The organism is Allobosea eneae (assembly GCF_042657265.1).
GTDB classification, from domain to species: domain Bacteria; phylum Pseudomonadota; class Alphaproteobacteria; order Rhizobiales; family Beijerinckiaceae; genus Allobosea; species Allobosea eneae.
In genome coordinates this window covers 25,850-46,014 of sequence record NZ_JBHSLW010000019.1, presented here as the reverse complement: position 1 = coordinate 46,014, position 20,165 = coordinate 25,850, and the positions used below count along the sequence as shown (strand labels likewise).

General features: G+C 67.3%; 16 protein-coding genes. 4 read left to right on the top strand and 12 right to left on the bottom strand.

Translation table 11 applies throughout. From position 1 onward, the window contains the following. The 8 genes from ACFPOB_RS14170 to ACFPOB_RS14135 all read right to left on the bottom strand — a co-directional run bounded on the left by ACFPOB_RS14170 (position 1) and on the right by ACFPOB_RS14135 (position 8,003). Positions 1-984, bottom strand: a complete 984-nt coding sequence (locus tag ACFPOB_RS14170) for a Bug family tripartite tricarboxylate transporter substrate binding protein (RefSeq protein WP_377799109.1) — start codon at positions 982-984, stop codon at positions 1-3. Further along, positions 984-1,817: an NAD(P)-dependent oxidoreductase gene (locus ACFPOB_RS14165; protein WP_377799108.1), complete on the bottom strand. Its 834-nt coding sequence runs from the start codon at positions 1,815-1,817 to the stop codon at positions 984-986. The genes ACFPOB_RS14170 and ACFPOB_RS14165 overlap by 1 nt, the downstream gene beginning before the upstream one ends. 86 nt (positions 1,818-1,903) lie before the next feature. Beyond that, complete coding sequence (locus ACFPOB_RS14160; protein ID WP_377799107.1) at positions 1,904-2,824, bottom strand: LysR family transcriptional regulator; 921 nt, start codon at positions 2,822-2,824, stop codon at positions 1,904-1,906. Then, positions 2,821-3,447 (bottom strand): response regulator transcription factor, encoded by a 627-nt coding sequence (locus ACFPOB_RS14155; RefSeq protein WP_377799106.1) that lies wholly within the window; start codon positions 3,445-3,447, stop codon positions 2,821-2,823. The genes ACFPOB_RS14160 and ACFPOB_RS14155 overlap by 4 nt, the downstream gene beginning before the upstream one ends. Continuing rightward, entirely contained in the window at positions 3,440-4,516 is a 1,077-nt protein-coding gene (locus tag ACFPOB_RS14150) for a sensor histidine kinase (protein ID WP_377799105.1), read from the bottom strand. Before ACFPOB_RS14150 ends, ACFPOB_RS14155 begins: the two co-directional genes overlap by 8 nt. A gap of 79 nt (positions 4,517-4,595) precedes the next feature. After that, positions 4,596-5,927, bottom strand: a complete 1,332-nt coding sequence (locus tag ACFPOB_RS14145) for an ABC transporter ATP-binding protein (RefSeq protein ID WP_377799104.1) — start codon at positions 5,925-5,927, stop codon at positions 4,596-4,598. Between the two features lie 24 nt (positions 5,928-5,951). Further along, positions 5,952-7,703, bottom strand: a complete 1,752-nt coding sequence (locus ACFPOB_RS14140; protein ID WP_377799103.1) for an ABC transporter permease — start codon at positions 7,701-7,703, stop codon at positions 5,952-5,954. Between the two features lie 63 nt (positions 7,704-7,766). Then, on the bottom strand, positions 7,767-8,003 hold the full coding sequence (locus ACFPOB_RS14135; protein WP_377799102.1) for a hypothetical protein: 237 nt from the start codon (positions 8,001-8,003) through the stop codon (positions 7,767-7,769). A gap of 502 nt (positions 8,004-8,505) precedes the next feature. On the opposite strand from ACFPOB_RS14135, the gene ACFPOB_RS14130 reads away from it, so the two are divergent. The 3 genes from ACFPOB_RS14130 to ACFPOB_RS14120 all read left to right on the top strand — a co-directional run bounded on the left by ACFPOB_RS14130 (position 8,506) and on the right by ACFPOB_RS14120 (position 12,309). Continuing rightward, a complete protein-coding gene (locus tag ACFPOB_RS14130) occupies positions 8,506-10,293 on the top strand; it encodes a peptide ABC transporter substrate-binding protein (protein ID WP_377799101.1) in 1,788 nt (595 codons plus the stop codon). Positions 10,294-10,439: 146 nt separating this feature from the next. Further along, complete coding sequence (locus ACFPOB_RS14125) at positions 10,440-11,399, top strand: ABC transporter permease (protein WP_377799100.1); 960 nt, start codon at positions 10,440-10,442, stop codon at positions 11,397-11,399. Then, entirely contained in the window at positions 11,365-12,309 is a 945-nt protein-coding gene (locus ACFPOB_RS14120; protein ID WP_092156755.1) for an ABC transporter permease, read from the top strand. The genes ACFPOB_RS14125 and ACFPOB_RS14120 overlap by 35 nt, the downstream gene beginning before the upstream one ends. A 70-nt stretch (positions 12,310-12,379) precedes the next feature. Here the strand turns inward: ACFPOB_RS14120 and ACFPOB_RS14115 are convergent, their stop codons facing one another. From ACFPOB_RS14115 to ACFPOB_RS14105, 3 genes are read right to left on the bottom strand one after another with little or no spacing between them, the layout of a single operon-like run. Continuing rightward, positions 12,380-14,053, bottom strand: a complete 1,674-nt coding sequence (locus tag ACFPOB_RS14115) for an OPT/YSL family transporter (RefSeq protein WP_377799099.1) — start codon at positions 14,051-14,053, stop codon at positions 12,380-12,382. Positions 14,054-14,102: 49 nt separating this feature from the next. Next, positions 14,103-17,951 carry a hydantoinase B/oxoprolinase family protein gene (locus tag ACFPOB_RS14110; protein ID WP_377799098.1) on the bottom strand — a complete coding sequence of 1,283 codons (3,849 nt, stop codon included), beginning with the start codon at positions 17,949-17,951 and terminating at the stop codon, positions 14,103-14,105. Beyond that, complete coding sequence (locus ACFPOB_RS14105) at positions 17,948-18,733, bottom strand: IclR family transcriptional regulator (RefSeq protein ID WP_377799097.1); 786 nt, start codon at positions 18,731-18,733, stop codon at positions 17,948-17,950. The genes ACFPOB_RS14110 and ACFPOB_RS14105 overlap by 4 nt, the downstream gene beginning before the upstream one ends. A gap of 406 nt (positions 18,734-19,139) precedes the next feature. Here ACFPOB_RS14105 and ACFPOB_RS14100 point away from each other — a divergent pair, with 406 nt between their 5' ends. Next, the gene (locus ACFPOB_RS14100) at positions 19,140-19,970 is read left to right on the top strand and encodes a MipA/OmpV family protein (protein ID WP_377799096.1); all 831 of its coding nucleotides are present in this window, start codon (positions 19,140-19,142) and stop codon (positions 19,968-19,970) included. A gap of 22 nt (positions 19,971-19,992) precedes the next feature. Here the strand turns inward: ACFPOB_RS14100 and ACFPOB_RS14095 are convergent, their stop codons facing one another. After that, positions 19,993-20,163 carry a hypothetical protein gene (locus ACFPOB_RS14095; RefSeq protein ID WP_377799095.1) on the bottom strand — a complete coding sequence of 57 codons (171 nt, stop codon included), beginning with the start codon at positions 20,161-20,163 and terminating at the stop codon, positions 19,993-19,995. Positions 20,164-20,165: the final 2 nt, after the last annotated feature.

Below are 20,165 nucleotides of genomic sequence, written 5' to 3'. Positions count from 1 at the left end.
TCACTCCGCCGCCTTGATGCCGGAACGGGTGATGACCTCGCGCCAGAGCTCGAGCTCCGAGCCGATCAGCTTGCCGAAACCCTCCGGTGTCTCCGGCCGGGCGATGGCACCGTCCTTGGCGAGCGCCCCGGCAAAGTCCGGCTGGCCGAGCAGCGCGTTGATCTCGCGGTTAAGCCGCTCGACGACGGGACGTGGCGTGCGCGCCGGCGCCACGATCCCGTACCATTGCACCGCCTCGAAACCCGGCAGGCCGCTCTCGGACAGCGTCGGCAGGTCAGGCGCGAAGCCGACGCGCTCGCGCGCCGCGACGCCGAGCACCCTGAGCTGACCACCTTCCGCCAAGGGCAGAACCGCCGGCCCGCCCGTCAGCGTGAACTGGATGTTGCCGGCGACGAGATCGTTCACCGAAGGCGCCGTGCCGCGATAGGGCACATGCGTCGCCTCGATGCCGGCGCGATGGCAGAAATAGGCGGTGGCGATATGGGCAGCGCTGCCCTGCCCGCCCGACGAGTAGTTCAGCTTGCCGGGGTTCGCCTTGGCGTAGGCGATGAACTCGGCGAGCGTCTTGGCCGGCAGCTTCGGATTGATCGCCAGGATGTTCGGCAGCATGGCGACGAGCGCGACCGCCTGGAAATCCTTGACCGGGTCATAGGGCACGTTCGGATAGAGCGAGGGCGCGAAGGCGAGCGTGCCGATATGGCCCATCATCAGCGTGTGCCCATCGGGATCGGATCTGGCGACCTGCCCCGAGGCCGTCATGCCGCCGGCGCCCGGCCGGTTCTCGATCACGAAGCCCTTGCCGGGAATGCTGCGCTCGAGCTTGCTGGCGATCAGTCGCGCCAGCACGTCGGTGCTGCCGCCGGGCGTGAACGGCACGACGATCCGGATCAGCTGGCTCGGCCACTCCGGCTGGGCCCGCGCCGGCGCCAAACCTGTGAAACCGGCGAGCCCGAGGCCGGCAAGGACGGAGCGACGATCCAGCATCACCGCGCTCCTTCCTTGCGGCGAGCCCCGCGCAGCTGGGCGTCGGCAACCGCTTGGGCGAGGCCCGGGTGGAGATTGGCAACGCCGAGCATCTCGGCCGCCTCGCGCATCTCGGCCGAGCGGCGCACGCCGTGGGTGGCGACGCGCTCGCGCATGTCGGCGGCGAGCGCATGGAAGTCGATCGACGGGAAGGTCGCGTTGAGGCTGGCGAAGACGGGGGCCTTGACGTCCCAGGCCTCGCAGGCGGCGGCGCAGTCGACCATCAGCGCCTCCAGCCCCTTGATCACGATCGAGCGGCAGAGCTTCATCGCCGAGGCCCGGCCATAGACCTCCGAGACCGGCGTCAGGTTCATGCCGAGCTCATTCAGAGCCTCGGACGCAGCCTGCGCCTGCGGCCCTCCGGAAAGGATCGCGACCTTGAGGCCAGGCTTCAGCACCGGCGCCATCACAGCGGCCTCGAGATAGTCGGCACCGCTTGCGGTCACCGCCTGCGCCGCCCGCTGCTTGGTCGAGGGCGCGGCCGAATTGACATCGACGAAGACCTGGCCCGGTTTCAGCCAGGCCGCAGCTTCGGTAGCCACCGCCTCGGCGCGGTCGGCAGTGACGGCCGAGAAGACGAAGGTCGCGCCTGCGCAGGCCTCCTGCGCCGAGGGCGCACGGACGACGCCGAGTTCCTGCGCCGCCGCTTCAAGACGGGCGCCGGCGTCGCTGCCGAAGAGCAAGTCATAGGCGCGGATAGCGACGCCGTCATTGGCCAACAGGCCGCGCGAGAAGGTCTGGCCGACCTCGCCGAAGCCGATGAAGGCGATCGCCGTCGTGTTGGCGCCTGCCATTGCTGGCTTCTCCTCGCGCGTTTCATCCCGCCGCGAGGGTCGGCCAAAGCCATTCTGCCATCAAATGATAAGAATGCAGCGATTGATTACTTTTCTTCATCTCGCCGCGGCACGACGCTGCGCTTGAGCGCCTGGCTCAAGAGCGTGATCAGGTCACGCGTCACCGGGCGCAGCGGCACCGATTTGCGCGTGATGATGCCGAGCGTGCGGGTCACAGCCGGGGAGCGCAGCGGGATCGCGACGAGCTCGCCGGCATCGACGATATCGAGCGAAAGCTGCGGCACCACCGCGTAGCCGATGCGCGAGCGCACGAGGCTGACCGCGGTGACGACGCGCTGGACCTCGTAGCGCCAGGTCAGGCTCTCTCGCCTGGCGCCGAGCGCATCGTCGATCAGGATGCGGTTGCCGGTCTCGGCGCTGATCCGCACCAGCGGCTCGTCCTGCAATTGCGCCCAGGTCAGCGACACCTCCTGCGCCAGCGGCATCGAGCGATGGCTGACCAGCACGAACGGCTCCTTGACGACCGGCTTCAGCTCGAGGTCCCAGCGATTGGCGGCAACGATGGTGACGCCGAACTCGGCCTCGCCCGACTGGACCTTGTCGGCGATCTCGGACGCCGAGTTGTCGTGGATGCGGACGCCGACACCGGGATGGCGCGCGGCGAAGGCAGCGATCACGCCCGGCATGCAATGCGCCGCCACCGTCGGCAGGCAGCCGAGCGAGACCTGCTCGTCGCCCTCGCGCAGGTCGACCCTGACCTCGTTGATGGCGAAGCCAAGGTCCTCGAAGATGCGCCGCGCCCGCGGCAGCAGGGTGGTGCCGGCCGCGGTCAGCGAGACCTGCCGCGTCGTGCGCAGGAAGAGCGGCGTTCCCAGCGATTCCTCGAGCTTGCGGATGCGGTGGCTGAGCGCCGTCTGCGACAGGTTGAGATGCGAGGCGGCGGCGCGGAAGCTGCCGCGCTCTGCGATGCTGACGAAGGCCTGCAGCCCGAGAACGTCCACCCTCATCGGATCGCACGCTCCTGTCCGGCGATGAGATCGGCAAGCCGGACCAGCTCGGCCAGCGTCGCGGCGCCCATCTTCCGCATCACCTGGCCGCGATGCACCTTCACGGTCACCTCGCTCAGGCCGAGATCGGCAGCAATCTGTTTGTTGAGGCGCCCCTGCGCGACGAAGGCGAGAACCTCCTTCTCCCGCACCGTCAGCGTCGCGAAGCGCTCTTTCAGCTCGGCGAGTGCCGCCTCGTCCCGGCGCCTCGCCTCGTCCTTCCCGATCGCCACACGCACCGCATCCAGCAGGTCCTGCTCGCGGAACGGCTTCAGCAGGAACTCGACTGCCCCAAGCTTGATCGCCCGCACCGCCATCGGCACGTCGCCATGGCCGGTGAGGAAGACGATCGGGATCGGATCGTTCAGCGTGGCCAGCTCGGCCTGGAAATCCATGCCGCTTGGGCCTGGCATCCTGACGTCGAGGACGAGACAGGAGGGCGTGTCGGGACGCCGGGCCAGCGCGAACTCCCGCACCGATGCGAAAACCGATACCACATAGCCGACCGAGCGGAGCAGGCTGTCGAGCCCCTCGCGGACAGAGCCATCGTCATCGACGACGAAGACGGTCGCCGGCTTATCCATGGCGTTCGTCCGATTCTGTGCCGGCCACCGGCAAGGTGAAGCCGAAGACCATGCCGCGCGGATGATTGGCGGCGGCATAGATCGTCCCGCCATGCGCCTCGACGATCGAGCGGCTGATCGCCAGGCCCATGCCCATCCCGCCCGGCTTGGTCGAGTGGAAGGCCTCGAACACCTGCTCGATCGCGGCCGGCGCCAGGCTGACGCCGGTATCGCGGACACTCACCGTGATCCTGTCTCCATCGCTGGCAGCGCCGACCAGCAGGTCGCGCGGCCCTGTCTCCAGGCCGCCCATCGCCTCGGCCGCGTTGATCACCAGGTTGAGCACGACCTGCTGGAGCTGAACCTTGTCGCCAAGCGGCTGCGGCAGGTCATCGGCCAGATCGGTCTGGAGCATCACGCGGTGCCTGCGCAATTCGCCGCGGGTCAGGGCCAGAACCTCCTCAATCAGTGCGACCATATCGAGCCTGTCGCGCGAGGGCGGAGCCTTGGCCACGAGGTTGCGTACGCGCCCGATCACCTCGCCGGCGCGATCGGCATCGGCGACGACGCGCTGCAGGGCCCGCTTGGCCTCCCCGGTATCGGGCGGTGTCGCCGCGAGCCAGTGCAGGGCGGCATGGCCGCTGGCGGCGATCCCGGCCAGCGGCTGACTGACCTCGTGCGCGATCGAGGCGGCCAGCTCGCCCATGGTGGTGACGCGCGCCATATGGGCCAGCTCGGCCTGGGTCTGGCGGATGCGCGCCTCGGCGGCCTCGATCCGCAAGGCGAGATAGGTCGTCGCCCCGATGGCGATTAGGCTGAGCGCGCTGTTCACCAGCCCGGTCTCGTGAATTCCGCGCGGCGTCAGCAGATAGCTCAGCATCGTCAGGATGGCGCTGGCCGCGCCGAACCGGACGACCGTGGCGGGACGGTCGAACCTGACCGAGATCAGGATCACCGCGACATAGAGGACGGCGACGGCGATCTCCAGATTGGTGAAGGTGTCGGCCGCGAAGATCACAGCCATCGACGCGATCAGGCCGAGCCAGAGCCATGGTCTTTCGATGCGCATGCGCTCGCGATCGCGCCTCATGCCCTGCCCTTCGCCACCGGCCTACCCAGTCAAGCTATCGGACAAGACAGATGGCCGAGCGCTCTGTCCAGCCCGTCTATCAGCTCGGATTGTCCAGCGTGAACAGGTCGGCATCCTCGTCATAGGCGAAGTATTCGCCATAGCGGGCCCAGTTCGTCACCGCCTTCAGCGTCGTCGCGGCATAGTCCTCCGACATGTGGTCTTCGAGCTCGTCGCGGAAGCGTGGCGCAGGCGCCCTGTGGCTGGAGCGCTCGTCCAGCACCCGCCGGATATGGGCGGCGAGCGGCACATAGGCCGCGAGCTGCTGGGCGAAGAGGCGCTTGCGTCCGTCGACATCGGCGTCGGCGAAGCGCAAGCCCGCGGCGGTCAGCCTGATGTCGCCGCCTTCGAGATCGGCGAAACGCAGCAGCTGCAGCGTCTCGGCCACCGGGAAGAGATCGTCGATCTCCAGGTGCAGTTCGGCTGCGAGCGGCGGCAGGTCGGCCTCGCCCCGATAGGGCGCGCCCGCGATCGTCTCGATCAGCCCGGCCATCAGATTGGTCGAGACCCGCGGCAGCGCCATGGCGATGCCGGTTCCGGGGAAGACGCCGTCACGTGCCGGCGCGCCGGCCTTCGCGGTCATGCGCGCATAGATGTCCTCGACCAAGGTGCGGAAGGCGGGATCGAGACGGTCGCGCGGCTGCGGCAGCTCGACCTTCAGCTCGGCGATGACGCGGCCCGGATTGGAGCCAAAGATCAGGATGCGGTCGCACATCAGCACGGCCTCCTCGATATTGTGCGTCACCATGAGGATCGCCTCGATCGGCATCCTGCCCTCGCACCAGAGGTCGAGCAGATCGGTGCGCAGCGTCTCGGCGGTGAGGACGTCGAGCGCCGAGAACGGCTCGTCCATCAGCAGCACCTTGGGGTGCACGACCAAAGCGCGGGCGAGCCCGACACGCTGGCGCATGCCGCCGGAGAGCTCCTTCGGATAGGCGCTTTCGAAGCCGTCGAGGCCAATCAGGTCGATCGCAGCGAGCGCGCGCTTGCGCCGTTCGGCCGGCGCGACGCCCTGCGCCTCCAGACCGAGCTCGACATTCTCCAGCACGCTCAGCCAGGGAAACAGCGCAAAGCTCTGGAACACCACGGCGACGCCCGAGCTCGGCCCGGTCACGGCCCGCCCCTCGAAGGTGACGGTGCCGCCGCTCGGCTGGATCAGCCCGGCGATCGCCCGCAGCAGCGTCGACTTACCCGAGCCGGAGCGGCCGAGCAGGCCGACGATCTCGCCGGGGCGCAAATCGACATCGACCTTGTCGAGCACGACCAGCGAGCCGGCCGCGCCCTTGTCATAGCTCTGGCAGACCCCTTTGGCGCTGACGAGCGGCGTGGCCTTCTCGGCCGTGAAATCGCGGGTCGCGATGATCTCGTTCATGGCGGCATCCTCCTGCGAAAGGGGTCAGTCGAGGCGCATCCGGCGTTCCGCCATCACATAGAGCGGGCGCCAGAGCAGACGGTTGAAGAGCGTGACGAAGAGCGACATGACTGCGATGCCGAGCACGACGCGCGGGAAGTCGCCGGCCTCGGTCGCGTTGGCGATGTAGGCGCCAAGGCCATACGCCTCGAGCTTGGTGTCGCCCCAGCTCGCGACTTCAGCGACGATGCTGGCGTTCCAGGAGCCGCCAGACGCGGTCAGCGCGCCGGTGACGTAATAGGGGAAGATCCCCGGCAGCATGACGCGCCGCCACCACGTCCACGAGCGCAACTGGTAGACGCTCGCCGCCTCGCGCAGATCGGTCGGGAAGGCGCTCGCGCCGGCGATGACGTTGAACAGGATGTACCATTGCGTGCCGAGCACCATCAGCGGCGAGAGCCAGATGTCGGGGCTGGCGCCGGTCGCGACGATGGCGATGACGGCGAAGGGGAACAGCACGTTCGCCGGGAAGGCCGCGAGGAACTGCGCCACCGGCTGGACGCGCTCGGCGATTCCCGGGCGCAGGCCGATCCAGACGCCGAGCGGGATCCAGATCACGCTGGCGACGGCGATCAGCAGGGTGACGCGCAGCAGGGTGACGAGGCCGCGCGCCAGCGGATCCCAGGCATCTGACCAGGACAGGCTCTGCCCGAGATAAGCGATGGCGGTCCACATCGCCCAGGCACCGATGGCGAGAATCAGGACGAGCCAGGCCCGGTCGAGCGTCTTGCTGGTCCCCGCGCTGACCTCATGGCGCAGCGGCGGCGCACTGCGGAACCGCACCAGCAGCAGCCGGCCGCCCAGCCAGGCGAGCGGAGCTGTCAGGCGCTTGAGCAGGCGGGTGCGACGAGCGAGGCCATGCACCCAGGAGCGCGGCTTCCGCTGGCCGGCGGTCTGCTCGAAACGGAACTTGTCGGCCCAGGCGACGATCGGCCGAAACAGCAGCTGGTCGTAGAGACCTATCACGATCGCCATCGCCAGCACGGCCCAGGCCACGGCTGCGAAATTCTGCTCCTTGATCGCGAGCGCCAGCCAGGAGCCCAAGCCCGGCAACTGCACGGTGGTATCGCCCACGGTAATCGCCTCGGAGGCGACGACGAAGAACCAGCCGCCGGACATCGACATCATTGTGTTCCAGACCAGGCCCGGCATGGCGAAGGGCGCCTCCAGCCGCCAGAAGCGCTGCCAGGACGACAGGCCGAAGCTGCGGCTGACCTCGTCGAGATCGCGGGGGACCGTGCGCAGCGACTGGTAGAAGGAGAAGGCCATGTTCCAGGCCTGGCTGGTGAAGATCGCAAAGATCGAGGCGCATTCGGCGCCGAGCTGGCTGCCCGGGAACAGCCCCATGAAGAAGGTGACGGTGAAGGTCAGGAAGCCGAGCACCGGCACCGATTGCAGGATGTCGAGCGCCGGGATGATCACCATCTCGGCGCGCCGGCTCTTGGCCGCCAGCGTCGCGATGGTGAAGGTGAAGGCGAGCGAGGCGATGATCGCGGCGAACATCCGCATCGTCGTGCGCAGCGCATAGTCCGGCAGCAGCGCCGGATCGAGCACAACCGGCTCGGTGGCGAGGCCGGATAGTGGCGCGCGCATCGCCGCTGCGCCATGTAGCGCCAGGACGGCGAGCGCGGCCAGCAGCGCGAACGCCGCCAGATCATAGGGGTTGGGCAGGACACGATTGCGCGTCAGCGCGGCGAGCGCACTGGACCTCGTATCGCGGTTCGACAGAAACGCCATGGGAACCTCGGCGGGATGGAGGTGACTGCGGCCGGTGGCCGGCCTGCGGGCTGAGCGACTTGGTCAGGCGGCGCGCCTGCACCCTGAGCGGCAACTGCCTTCCTCGTCGCGCTGCTCCCCGCCCTCGCTGCGCCAGCGGCATTCCAGGCGCCCGTCCGCCGCGCTGATGCGCCATTCGGCAACCAGCCCTGATCGCTTCTGTGCAGCCCTGCGCAGGAGAGTGCCGTTGCTCGGGCGCAAGTTCGGCGAGGCCAGCGCTCGCGAGACTACAGAGTGCCGAAACGCGACGACATTGTTCATGGCCCACCTCTTCCATCCCGGTGGGGCCGTCCGACGCGCGAACGGGCGCCCACGACGACGCACGCCGCAGCGATGGCTGCATGCGATCGGTCGGCATGGCCACGTCCCTGCGACGGAAAGCCGGCAGTTGCGAAAGCGCCTCGCCGTCAGCGCCGCGAAGTCATCGCCTCTTGCGCCTCAAGGCGATGGCGATCAATCGGACGATGGGATCGCGGCCGATACCTTGGTATAGGCCCGCCAGCGCTGCGGGTGTTCGAAGCCGATCCGCCGATCTCCGCACACAATCTTTGCGCAATGTGGTGGAACAACGAATCCGCCGACAAGTGCGGCCATCTTGCCAATCTCGCACGCGAGATCGCGACCAGCTGACGCAAGGCTATGCCCTTTATCCAGGCGGAATGCCGGATCTGCGGCCAAAACAGGGCATAGCCCCCGAGGCAAGCATGCATTACGCTCCCTTACCGGCCACCTCACAATAGGCCAGCTAAAACAGGGGATTGTAATGGACGAGCGTACACTGAGCAGCTTGATCGAGAACGTGAAGGACGGTGCGATCTCCCGCCGCTCCTTCATTCGCAGACTGGCTGCCGTCGGCATCACGGCGCCGATCGCTTCGCAGATCCTGGCCTGGAACGACGTCGCCATGGCGCAGGCCTCGCTGCAGTACAAGCCGACCAAGGCCGGCGGCGGCGGGCCGCTGAAGATCCTTCTCTGGCAGGCTCCGACGCTGCTGAACCCGCATTTCGCCAGCGGCACCAAGGACCAGATCGCTGGCCGCATCTTCTTCGAGCCGCTCGCCGGCTGGGACAAGGAGGGCAACCTCACCCCGCAACTCGCCGCCGAGGTTCCGAGCCGCGCCAATGGCGGCCTCTCGGAAGACGGCAAGGTGGTGACGTGGAAGTTGAAGCAGGGCGTCAAATGGCATGACGGCAAGCCATTCACCGCCGACGACGTCGTCTTCACCTGGGAATATGCCGCTGATCCGGCGACAGCCGCCTACACCACCGGCTCCTACACCAACATCAAGGTCGAGAAGGTCGACGACCACACCGTCAAGGTGATCTTCAAGGAGCCGACGCCGTTCTGGGCCGATCCCTTCGTCGGCGTGGTCGGCCAGATCCTGCCCAAGCACCATTTCGCCGAGTACAAGGGCGCCAAGTCGCGCGAGGCGCCGGCAAATCTCAAGCCGGTCGGCACCGGCCCCTACAAGTTTACCGACTTCAAGCCGGGCGACATCCTCACCGGCGTGCGCAACGAGGATTACCACGTCAAGAACCAGCCGCATTTCGACACGATCGAGGTCAAGGGTGGCGGCGATGCCGTCTCGGCGGCGCGGGCCGTGCTGCAGACCGGCGAATTCGACTATGCCTGGAATCTGCAGGTCGAGGACGAGGTCCTGAAGAAGATGGAGACCGGCGGCCGCGGCAAGGTCAGCGCGGTCGCATCCGGGGACATCGAGTTCATCATCCTCAACACCACCGACCCGTGGACCGAGGTCGATGGCGAGCGCTCCAGCGTCAAGACCAAGCACCCGACCCTGTCGGATCCCAAGGTGCGCGAGGCGATCAATCTGCTGATCGACCGCGATTCGATCCAGAAATTCATCTATGGCCGCGGCGGCACGGCGACGGCGAGCTTCGTCAACGAGCCCAAGCAGTTCAAGTCGCAGAAGCTGAAATACGAGTTCAACATCGAGAAGGCCAACAAGATCCTCGACGACGCCGGCTACAAGAAGGGCTCTGACGGCATCCGCGAGAAGGACGGCAAGAAGCTCAAATACGTCTACCAGACCTCGATCAACGCCCCGCGCCAGAAGACGCAAGCGATCATCAAGCAGGCCTGCCAGAAGGCCGGCATCGACCTTGAGCTGAAGTCGGTGACGGCATCGGTGTTCTTCTCCTCCGACGTCGCGAACCCCGACACCTACACCAAGCTCTATGTCGACATGGAGATGTATACGACCACGCAGCCGCAGCCCGATCCGGAGCGCTTCCTCAACCAGTTCGTCTCCTGGGAGATCGCCACCAAGGAGAACAAATGGCTGGGCCGGAACGTATCGCGCTATTCCGACCCGGAGGCCGACAAGGCCTACAAGGCTGCCCAGAAGGAACTCGACCCGGCCAAGCGCGCCGCGCTGCTGATCAAGGTCAACGAGATCTTCTGTGAAGCCAATGTGATCCTGCCGCTGCTCTCGCGCACTCGCGTCGCCGCTTCGGTGACCAACCTCATGCACGACCATAGCGGCTGGGACGTCGACACCTGGAACGTGGCTGCCTGGTATCGCAGCTGAGGCTAGCAAGACCGCTCGCGGACGGTTGACCCGTCCGCGAGCGGTCTCCTGCCGCTTCCGCGCGAGCCGACTCGGCCCGGTGGTGTCTCGTCGCCATCAGCCCGCGCGGTTCGCTTTAGCGACACCCCGCTTCACGGGAATCCTTGATGGCGACTTATCTTCTGCGGCGATTGCTGATCGCCATACCGAGCCTGCTCGGCATCAGCCTGATCCTGTTCACGGTCCTGGCACTGGCTCCGGGCGATCCGTTCTCGGAGATGGCGACCAATCCCAACGTCCCGCCCGAAGTGCGCGAAGCGCTGCGCGCCAGCTTCGGCCTCAACGACCCGATCATGGTGCGCTATCTGCGCTGGCTCTCGGCCATGGCGCAGGGCGACTGGGGCTTTTCCTTCGCCAGCCGCATCGATGTCGACACTCTGATCCTGCAGCGCGTGCCGACCACGCTCTTCGTCGTCGGCACCTCGCAGATCCTGGCGCTGTGCATCGCGCTGCCGGTCGGCATCTACGCGGCGACGCGGCCCTATTCGGTCTTTGACCAGATCGCCAACACGCTTGCCTTCGTCGGCTTCTCGTTGCCGACCTTTTTCACCGGCCTGCTGCTGATCCTGCTGTTCTCGATCAAGCTCGACTGGTTCCCCTTCGTCTATCGTTCCGACATCGCCGCGACCGGCTGGCGCTGGTATTGGGAGATGTTCCGCCAGGCGATCATGCCGATCACCGTGCTCGGCCTGTTCCAGGCGGCGTCCTATACACGCTATGTCCGCTCGGCCGTGCTCGACGTGATCCGGCTGGACTACGTCACCACGGCGCGGGCCAAGGGCCTCAGCGAGAAGCGGGTCACGCTGCGGCACATCACCCGCAATGCGCTGATCCCCGTCGTGACGCTGGTCGCGCTGCAGATGCCTGCCGTCTTCGGCGGCGCCATCGTCACCGAGCAGATCTTCCGGATCCCCGGCATCGGCTCGCTGCTGATCGACGCGATCCTCGCCAACGACACCCCCGTGATCATGGCTGTGACCTTCGTCTTCGCCTGCCTGGTCGTCCTGTTCAACCTCATTGCGGACCTGCTCTATGGCTGGCTCGACCCTCGCATCTCCTTCGGCTGACCCGGCCGTGGCCGCAGTGGCCGCCGCGACCGTATCGGTCTCGCCCGGCCGCGAAACCTGGCGGCGTTTCCGCCGCCACAAGCTCGCCATGGCGAGCGCGGTCATCCTCGCCTCGCTGATCCTCGGCGTCGTCGTCGGCCCGTGGATCTGGACCATCCCGATCAACGACATCGACTTCTCGGCGACGTTGCAGGGGCCGTCGCTGGCGCATCCGTTCGGCACCGACGATCTCGGCCAGGATATCCTGGCGCGGATGATGTATGGCGGGCGCATCTCGCTCGCCGTCGGCCTCGCCGCCATGGTGGTCGCGACCACTGTCGGCGTCGTGATCGGCGCGACGGCAGGCATGTCGCGCAAGGTCGCCGACCCCGTGCTGATGTGGGTGACGGACCTCTTCCTGTCGCTGCCACAGCTGCCGCTGCTGCTGCTCGTGATCTACCTGTTCCGCGAGCAGCTCAAGGCGGTGTTCGGCGTCGAGGGCGGTGTCTTCATCCTGATCGTCGTGGTGATCGGCGGCCTGCGCTGGATGCCGGTCGCGCGGCTGGTCAGGGCGCAGTTCCTCTCGCTGCGCGAGAAGGAGTTCGTCGAGGCCGCCAAGGCTCAGGGCGCCACCAAGTTCCGCCAGATGACGCGGCACATCCTGCCCAACGCGGTCGGACCGGTCATCGTCGCCTCGACGATCGAGGTTTCCTCGGCGATCATCGCGGAATCGACGCTGTCCTTCCTCGGCCTCGGCTTCCCGCCGGACATCCCGACCTGGGGGCGTCTGCTCTTCGACGCCAAGGACCATCTCGACTCCGCGCCGCACTGGGCGCTATTCCCCGGTGCGGCGATCTTCCTGACCGTCCTGTCGATCAACTTCATCGGCGACGGCCTGCGCGACGCGCTTGATCCGCGCCGCGTGATCTGAGGCGGGGGAGGGGCTCGCCCTTCCTGAAATCAAGAGGCCCGGGCCGGTGACGGCCCGGGCCCTTTCGGTGTCAACGCTTGAAAAAATTCTTCGAGACGGAGTCGAAGAAGGAGAAGATCGCGTCGCCGGCGATGATGCCCGCGGCGAAAACCTCCATGTCGCCTTCGCCGCTGGCGCCGCGCAGCTTCTCCCAGACCAACCGGCAGAGGATGCCGGCCAGCACCGCCCAGCCTGCCATCGGGAAGTTTATCAGAAGGCCGGTGGCGAAGAGCACGCCGATCTGGCGCTTCGGCCCGCCGATGAACTGCAGGATCGCGCCGGGGATCGCCCAGAGGAAGAGCTGCCAGGCGACGCCGGGCGCGACGCCAGCCTTGATCGTCGCGGCATAGACCTTGTCGACGGGGGCGACGAGGTTCCGGTCGAAGAAGGACTGGTAGGAGACCAGCACGACCGCGCCGGCGACGACGAAGGCGAACATCGCGGCAAAGAGCTGCTGGCGGCGGCCTTCGCGCTCGAAGGCGGGGTCGGCGCCGTTGCCGCGCAGGAGATAGCCGGCCTTGAGGTCATAGCCCATGTCGGCGAAGGCGGGACCGGTCGCGGCGGAGAAGCCGACAAGCAGCGCCAGGGCCGGCATCGGGAAGCCGAGGAGCATGCCGATGATCAGGGTGATCAGCGCGACCGCGAAGGCCGGGAACCAGCCGGAATGCATCGCGGCGAGGCCGACGATCAATTCGTGCACATAGGCGGCGAAGGCGGCGTAGAGCACGAACAGGATCAGCATGCCGATCGACATGTCGGTCATGAGCCCGCCGACCACGGCCAGGAAGACGGCGATGACGAGATAGCCGATGGTGCCGAGCCCGAGCGCGCGCTTGACTTCGGCGTCGGTGGTGCCCGCGGCAGCCTCGGCCTCTCTTTGCGCCTCGCTGCGGCGGAAGAGCAGCATGCCCACCTGCAGCAGCGCGACGAGGCCGGCGCCGATCATGAAGCCGTGCGGGATATAGGCGGCCATCAGGTCGCCCTTCGGAATGATGGTCTCGAAGAGCGGGCCACCGAAGATCTGGCTGGAATAGCCGCGCAGCAGGAGGCCGATGCCGAACATGGCCAGCGCCCAGATATTGCCGATGAAGGCGACGCCGAAGGCGGACATCGGGATACTGGACATCGCGGCCGAGCCGGCGAAACCGATCCATGCGAGCGGCGCCTTGACGAAGCCGACGAGGATCGCCGTGACGAAGCCGACACCCATCAGCACTGCCTTGCGCCCGCCCTCGTCGCCGGCCTTGATCGCCTCGGCGGCGGCGACGCCCGGCGGCCAGGCGCCGGTCGCCGGGAAGACGCGGGAATCGAACATCCGATAGAGCAGGTAGCCGTCGAGCAGCATGGCGAAGAAGGCGCCCGCCAGCATCGGCAGGACGAGGTCAGGCCGGCCGAGCAGCCAGGGGATGCCGACCGGCAGCAAGAGGCTGTTCGCGGCGCCGAAGGTGGCCGAGGAGATCGCGCTCTGGGCGAGGTTCTGGACGTGGATCGAGCGATAGCGCGCGAAGATCGCGAGCGGGACGCGCGCCAGAGCCATGGCGGCGAGCGCGCCGATCAGCGAGGTGTTCGCGGTGATGCCGAGCGACACCAGCAGCTGCATCCCGATGATTGCGCCGAAGACGCAGAGGATCGCGATCAGCGCCAGCGTCGCCGGCTCGAACAGGCTGGGGTGCCGCTGAGGCACTCCGTCATTCTGCGTCGTCATGCCTTACGTCCCCTTATTGGCCCTCAGCGGGCGTCTTTCGCTTGATCAGTCAGGCAACAAGGATGCCGGTCTTGGCCTCGCCGACATCCTGGGAGGCATGGGCGGCATGCATGCCGTAATCGCGCCTGGCCGCTTCCGGCGAGACGAGGCCGAGGGCGATGTCGCGGGCGATCGCCTCGCGCGGGCGCTCGGAGGCCGGGCCGTAGCCGGCGCCGCCGGCGAGCACGAGCTCGACGATCTCATGCGGCTGCCTGACCTGGACGAGCTCGCCCGTGCCGACGTCCTTCAGCACATGGCCCTGCTCGTCGATGATCCGGCCGGAGGCGCCGCCGCCGGCCTTGCCCTCGAACAGGCCCGGGATCGGATTGTCGACACCTTCGGGATAGAGCGAGACCAAAGTCGGCAGGCCGTCATCGGAGAGCTTGCGCAGGCGCACGCGCTGGCCGAGGCCGCCGCGCTGACGGCCGGCGCCGCCGGAGTCGGTCAGATAGGTCTTCTCGACCACCAGCACGGGCACCCGAGATTCGAAGGTCTCGATCGAGGTGTTGGCGGCCGAGGTCGGGTAGAGCAGGCCGGACTTGCCGTCACCATGGGCCGAGCCGCCCTGGCCGCCGCCGACGAAGAGCATGTCGGAATAGGTGTCGCCCGCCTGGTCGCGGCCATAGACGCTGGCCGCCACCGGCAGGCCGGTGAAGGCCTGAACCTGCTTGGGCGCCGCCTGCGACAGGGCGCGGAAAATGTTCGGCGCCAGATACCAGCCGGTGCGGGTGCGCAAATTGACCGCCAGCGGCTTGTCGCAGTTCAGGATCGAGCCCTTGGGCGCATCGATCGAGAAGGCGCGGTAGCAGCCGGCATTGCCGCGCACCGACGGCGTCAGCATGCATTTCAGCGGGTAGGTGGCGTGCGCCATCGTGTAGTTCAGCGTGCAGTTCAGCCCGCCCTGCGGAAGCTGCGGCGGCGCGCCGGCGAAGTCGAGATGGATGGTGTCGTCCTTGACCGTCAGCGCCAGCGGATAGGTCATCGGCGTGCCGAGCGGGTTGTTCGAGACGGTGCCGTGATAGGTGCCGTCGGGTAGCGCGCGGATCGCCTCGCGCATCGCCTTCTCGGAGCGGCTCTGCACGACATGGGCGAGAGCCCTGAGGTCCTGCATGCCGTAATCGGTGAGGAAGGATTGCAGGCGCTCGGCGCCGATGGCGTTGGCGGCGACGAAGGAGTGCAGGTCGCCGAGCACCTGCTCGGAATTGCGCACGTTCTCGGCGAGCAGGCGGACCAGCGTCTCGTTGATCCTGCCGGCTTCGTAGAGCTTCATCGGCGGGATCTGGAAGCCTTCCTCGTAGATCTCGCGGGCGCGCAGCGAGTCCTTGGTGCCGCCGATGTCGGAGACATGGCCGACGGTGCCCATCAGGCCGACTACGCGGTCCCCCAGGAAGACCGGGGTGACGATGGCGATGTCGAAAAGATGGCCGGCGCAGAGCCAGGGGTCGTTGGTGATCAGCACGTCGCCGGGCTTCAGGGTCTGCGCCGGATAGCGCTCCAGCAGCGCCTTGACCGCGCGCGGCAGCGTCAGGTTGAAGACCGGCATGGCGCGTGGGCTGTGCGCCAGCGTCTCGCCTTCGGGGTCGAGCAATTCGCAGGCGAAGTCCTGCGCCTCGGAGATCACCAGCGAGAAGGCGGTGCGGCAGACGGTCAGCCACATCTCCTCGACGACGTTGATCATCCGGCTCCACATGATCTCCAGCGAGATCGGATCGGCCTCGATGCGCCGCGCGGCTTCGGCAAGAGGCATGTCGGCGGTGATCGTGGTCTCGGCTGCGTTGGCCTGGCCGACATGGACGATCAGGTTCAGGACGTCGTCGATCGTAACGCTGTCGCCGGGTGGGACGATCGTGGTCGCCTCGCGCTCCTCGATGATCGCCGGGCCCTTGATCGTGTCGCCGGCGCGCAGGGCGTAGCGGTCATAGACCTGAGCCTCGCTCCAGCCGCCCTCGAACCAGGCGCGGCGGCTGCCCTTGATCTTGTTGGTGGCGTCGCCGCCGCCGGCCGCGCCGGAGAGCGAGAGCGTCGGCACCGGGCCGGCGCAGCGGACGCGGAAGTTGATCGCTTCCAGCCGGGCGCCCTCGTAGACAGAGGTGTAGCGGGCCGAATAGGTCTTGCTGAAGGCGGCGCGGATCGCTTCCAAGCTGGACGCGTCGATTGCGCCTGACGGCAGCGGCACGGAAATGTCGTGCATCTGGCCGACGAGGCGCATATCGGCCGAGCGCTCGACCGTGACGTCGCCCGGCTTCACGCCGGCCTCGATCAGGTGCTTGCGGCCTTCCTCTTCCAGCTCGGTCAGTACGCGATTGACCGCGGCGGCATCGAAGCCTTCGGAGAACTCGACCGGTAGCGAGCGCACCTGATCGAAAGAGAGTGGCGCGGCGAGGAAGCCGAGCGCGGAGGCTGCGCCTGAGGCCGGCGGGATGATGACCTGCCTGACGCCGAGCACGCGGGCGACGTCGACGGCATGAGCCGGGCCGGCGCCGCCGAAGCCGACCATGGCGTAGTGGCGGGGGTCCTTGCCCTTCTCGACGAGATGGACGCGGGCGGCCGCGCCCATGCTCTCGACCACGACCTTGTGGATGCCCCAGGCGGCTTCCTCGATGGAGAGGCCGAGCGGCTCGGCCACGGTCGAGACGGCCTGGCGCGCGGCGTCGAGATCGAGCGCCATGCGCCCGCCGAGGAAGAAGCCGGGATCGTAGTAGCCGAGCACGAGATTGGCGTCGGTGACGGTCGGCTTGGTGCCGCCCATGCCATAGCAGGCAGGGCCGGGATCGGAGCCGGCCGAATGCGGGCCGACCTTGAGCAGGCCGACCTCGTCGATCGCCGCGATCGAGCCGCCGCCGGCGCCGATCTCGATCATGTCGATCACCGGGGCCTTGATCGGCAGGCCGGAGCCCTTGGCGAAGCGGTTGACGCGGCCGGCCTCCAGCATCGGCGCGATCTCGGCGCGGCCATCCTCGATCATGCAGGCCTTGGCGGTGGTGCCGCCCATGTCGAAGGAGATCACGTCCTTATGGCCGGCGAGCTCGCCAAACAGGGCCGTGGCGAGGCCCCCGCCGGCCGGGCCGCTTTCGAGCAGGCGGATCGGGAAGGTGCGGGCCGTCTCGGGCGAGACCAGGCCGCCGGCCGAGTGCATAAGGCGCAGCGCGCCGCGGAAGGAGCGGGCGGCGAGCTCGCGCTCCAGCCGCTCCAGATAGCGCCGCATCAGCGGCTGGACATAGGCGTTGGCGGCGGTGGTGACGAAGCGCTGGTATTCCCAGATCTCGGCGACGACCTCGCTCGACAGCGAGACCGTGAGTTCCGGACAGGTCTCGCGGACGATGCGCCCGGCTTCCTGCTCATGGGCGGGGTTGCGGTAGCTGTTGAGGAAGCAGATCGCGATCGCCTCGCAGCCGGCGGCGGCGAGCTCGCGGGCGGCCTTGCGCACCGCTTCGGCGTCGAGCGCGGTCACGACCTTGCCGTCGCGGTCCATGCGCTCGGGCACTCCGAGGCGATGCTCGCGCGAGACCAGCGGATCGGGGAAGGTCAGGAAGAGATCGTAGATGTCGTAGCGCTGCTCCGTCCCCATTTCGAGGATGTCGCGGAAGCCCCTGGTGGTGATCAGGCCGAGCCTGGAGCCCTTGCGCTCGATCACGGCGTTGGTGACGAGTGTCGTGCCGTGGACGATGTCGCCGACATCGGCGAGCGTGATCCCGGCCATCTCGACGAGTTCCCCAAGGCCGATCAGCGCTGCCTCGGACGGATCGTGCGGAGTGGTCAGGCGCTTGTGCAGAAGGACCGAGCGCTTCTCACCGTCATAGAGGATGAAGTCGGTGAAGGTGCCGCCGATGTCGAAGCCGATGCGCCAGCGATTGCTCATGGAGCGGTCTCCGAAGATGAGAGGTTCAAGGGAAAGAAGCGCTTGTCCTGGGTCAGTGCCGCGATCTCGGCGGCGCCTTCGGCCAGGGACTTGATGATGGCGAGGCGCTCACTCGGCTCGACCGTCGCAGCCGGGAAGGAGATGCAGAGCGCGACCTCGTCGCCGGTGGCGGGATCGCCGAGGCCGACCGAGATGGCGCGCACGCCGCGCACCGCCTCGTCATGGGACTCGGCAAAGCCGTTGCGGCGGGTCTCGGCCAGCCGCGCCAAAAGCTCGTCCATGTCGCGGGGCGCGGTCTCGGACGGCGCGACGAAGCCCTCAGGGTAGAGCGCGCGGACCTCGGCGTCGGGGAGCCTGGCGAGCAGAGCGCGGCCGGTGCTGGAGGCGAAGGCGGGGATGCGGTCGCCGATCGACGTGACGACCCTGAGCGCATGCCGGCCGGGATGGGCGGTGACGCCGATGATCTCAGTGCCGCGGCGCACGCTGATATAGCCGGTGTGGCCGATCTCATCGGAGACGCGTCCGACCACGGCGTCGGCGCGATCGATCAGCGAAGCGGCGAAGCGATAGAGCTGGCCGATCTGGGCGAGCAGCAGCGCCGGGCGATAGCGCTTGCTGTCGCCGACCGTCTCCAGAAGTCCCTCGTCGCGCATCGCCCTGAGCAGGCGCGAGGCGTTGCTCTTCGGCATGCCGAGGAGAGTCACGAGGTCGGTCACGGTCAGGTCGTGACGCGTACTGGAAAAGCAACGAAGCACGTCTGCGGCTGCCGTCAGGATGGACATCCGGGTCGCTTCCAAAAAAAGTTCCATAAAATGGAACTTAAGTTCCAATTAAGGGAACAATACGCTGAGCTAACGAACAGTCAAGACTGTTCGTGTCGTGGAAGGGCTTCCGATTGTTGCTTGTGTTCGTACCGAGGAGGAAAGCGCCAGGGCGGAGCCTGTTGCGGGCATCTCTGCGCTTGTCGAAAGGCCGATGCCGGGCGCGGGGATCGGCGAGGCGCTGTAGTCCGCTGCGGCGCTGCGAAATCGCTAAGCATAGCGGCAGGTGCCTTTAGCGGCATGTCAAGAAACCCGATAGTAAGCTGGAGCGTGCGATCGCGGATCGCGACACGGGACAGGCCTTTCCATGCTTTCTCCCTTACGTCACGAGCGCTTACCTCGCGGTCGGCGTCGGCATGCGGGCATCTTGGCCGGGATCGCCGTCCTGCTGAGCCTCGCCAACGGCGCGGCAAGCGCGAATGACGACGATGACGATGATGATGACGATACCAAGCGGGTCCTGACCGATCCGACGCCGGCCAAGGGCTGGATCGTCACGCTGGGCGGCTCGTTCCAGGTCGGTCCGAAATATGACGGCGCGAAGGCCTTCGGCCCGTCCTTCATGCCGTCGCTCGCGTGGCGGCGAGTCGGGGAGCCCGCCGGCTTCAGCGCGCCGGACGACAGCTTCGACTATGCCATCTACGATACCGACCGCTTCGATGTCGGCGTCGTCGGCAATTATCGTTCCGGTCGCTATTCCGGCTCGAGCTTCCGGCTCTTCGGCATGCGTGACGTGCCCTGGGCGATCGAAGCCGGCGTCTTCGCCGAGTACTGGGTTGTTCCCGATCGTTTGCGCACCCGCATCGAGGTCCGCCAGGGCTTCAACGGCCACCATGGCGTCGTCGCCGATCTCTCGGCCGACTGGGTCGAGAGACTGGGCAGTTTCACTTTCGCCATCGGCCCGCGTCTATCGCTCGGCAGCGCCTCGTACATGCGTCGCAATTTCGGCGTCCTACCAGCGGAGGCGGCGCTCAACGGCACGATCCCCGCCTATAAGCCCGGCGCTGGCGCCAAGTCGGTCGGCTTCGCCTCGTCGCTGGAATATACGTGGTCGCCGAGCCTCTCGACCACTGTCTTCGCCCGCTATGACCGGCTGGTCGGCGACGCCGGGAACTCGCGACTGGTCGACAGGCTGGGGGAGCGCAACCAGTTCTTGTTCGGTATCGGCGCGAGCTATTCCTTCCAGGTCGGCGGCTGAAGGCCTGTTGGCCGGCAGGTGTTCAGGGCACCAGGATCACGCCCGAGCTGGCGAAGGAGAGCCAGACCGGCGCGCCCGGCAACAGCACATCGTCGACATCGTGGCTGATGACGAAGAGTTCGCCAACGGTGGTCTCGATCATCAGGTCGAGATGGTTGTTCTTGTTGGATCGATAGTGACCGGTCGTCGGCAAAG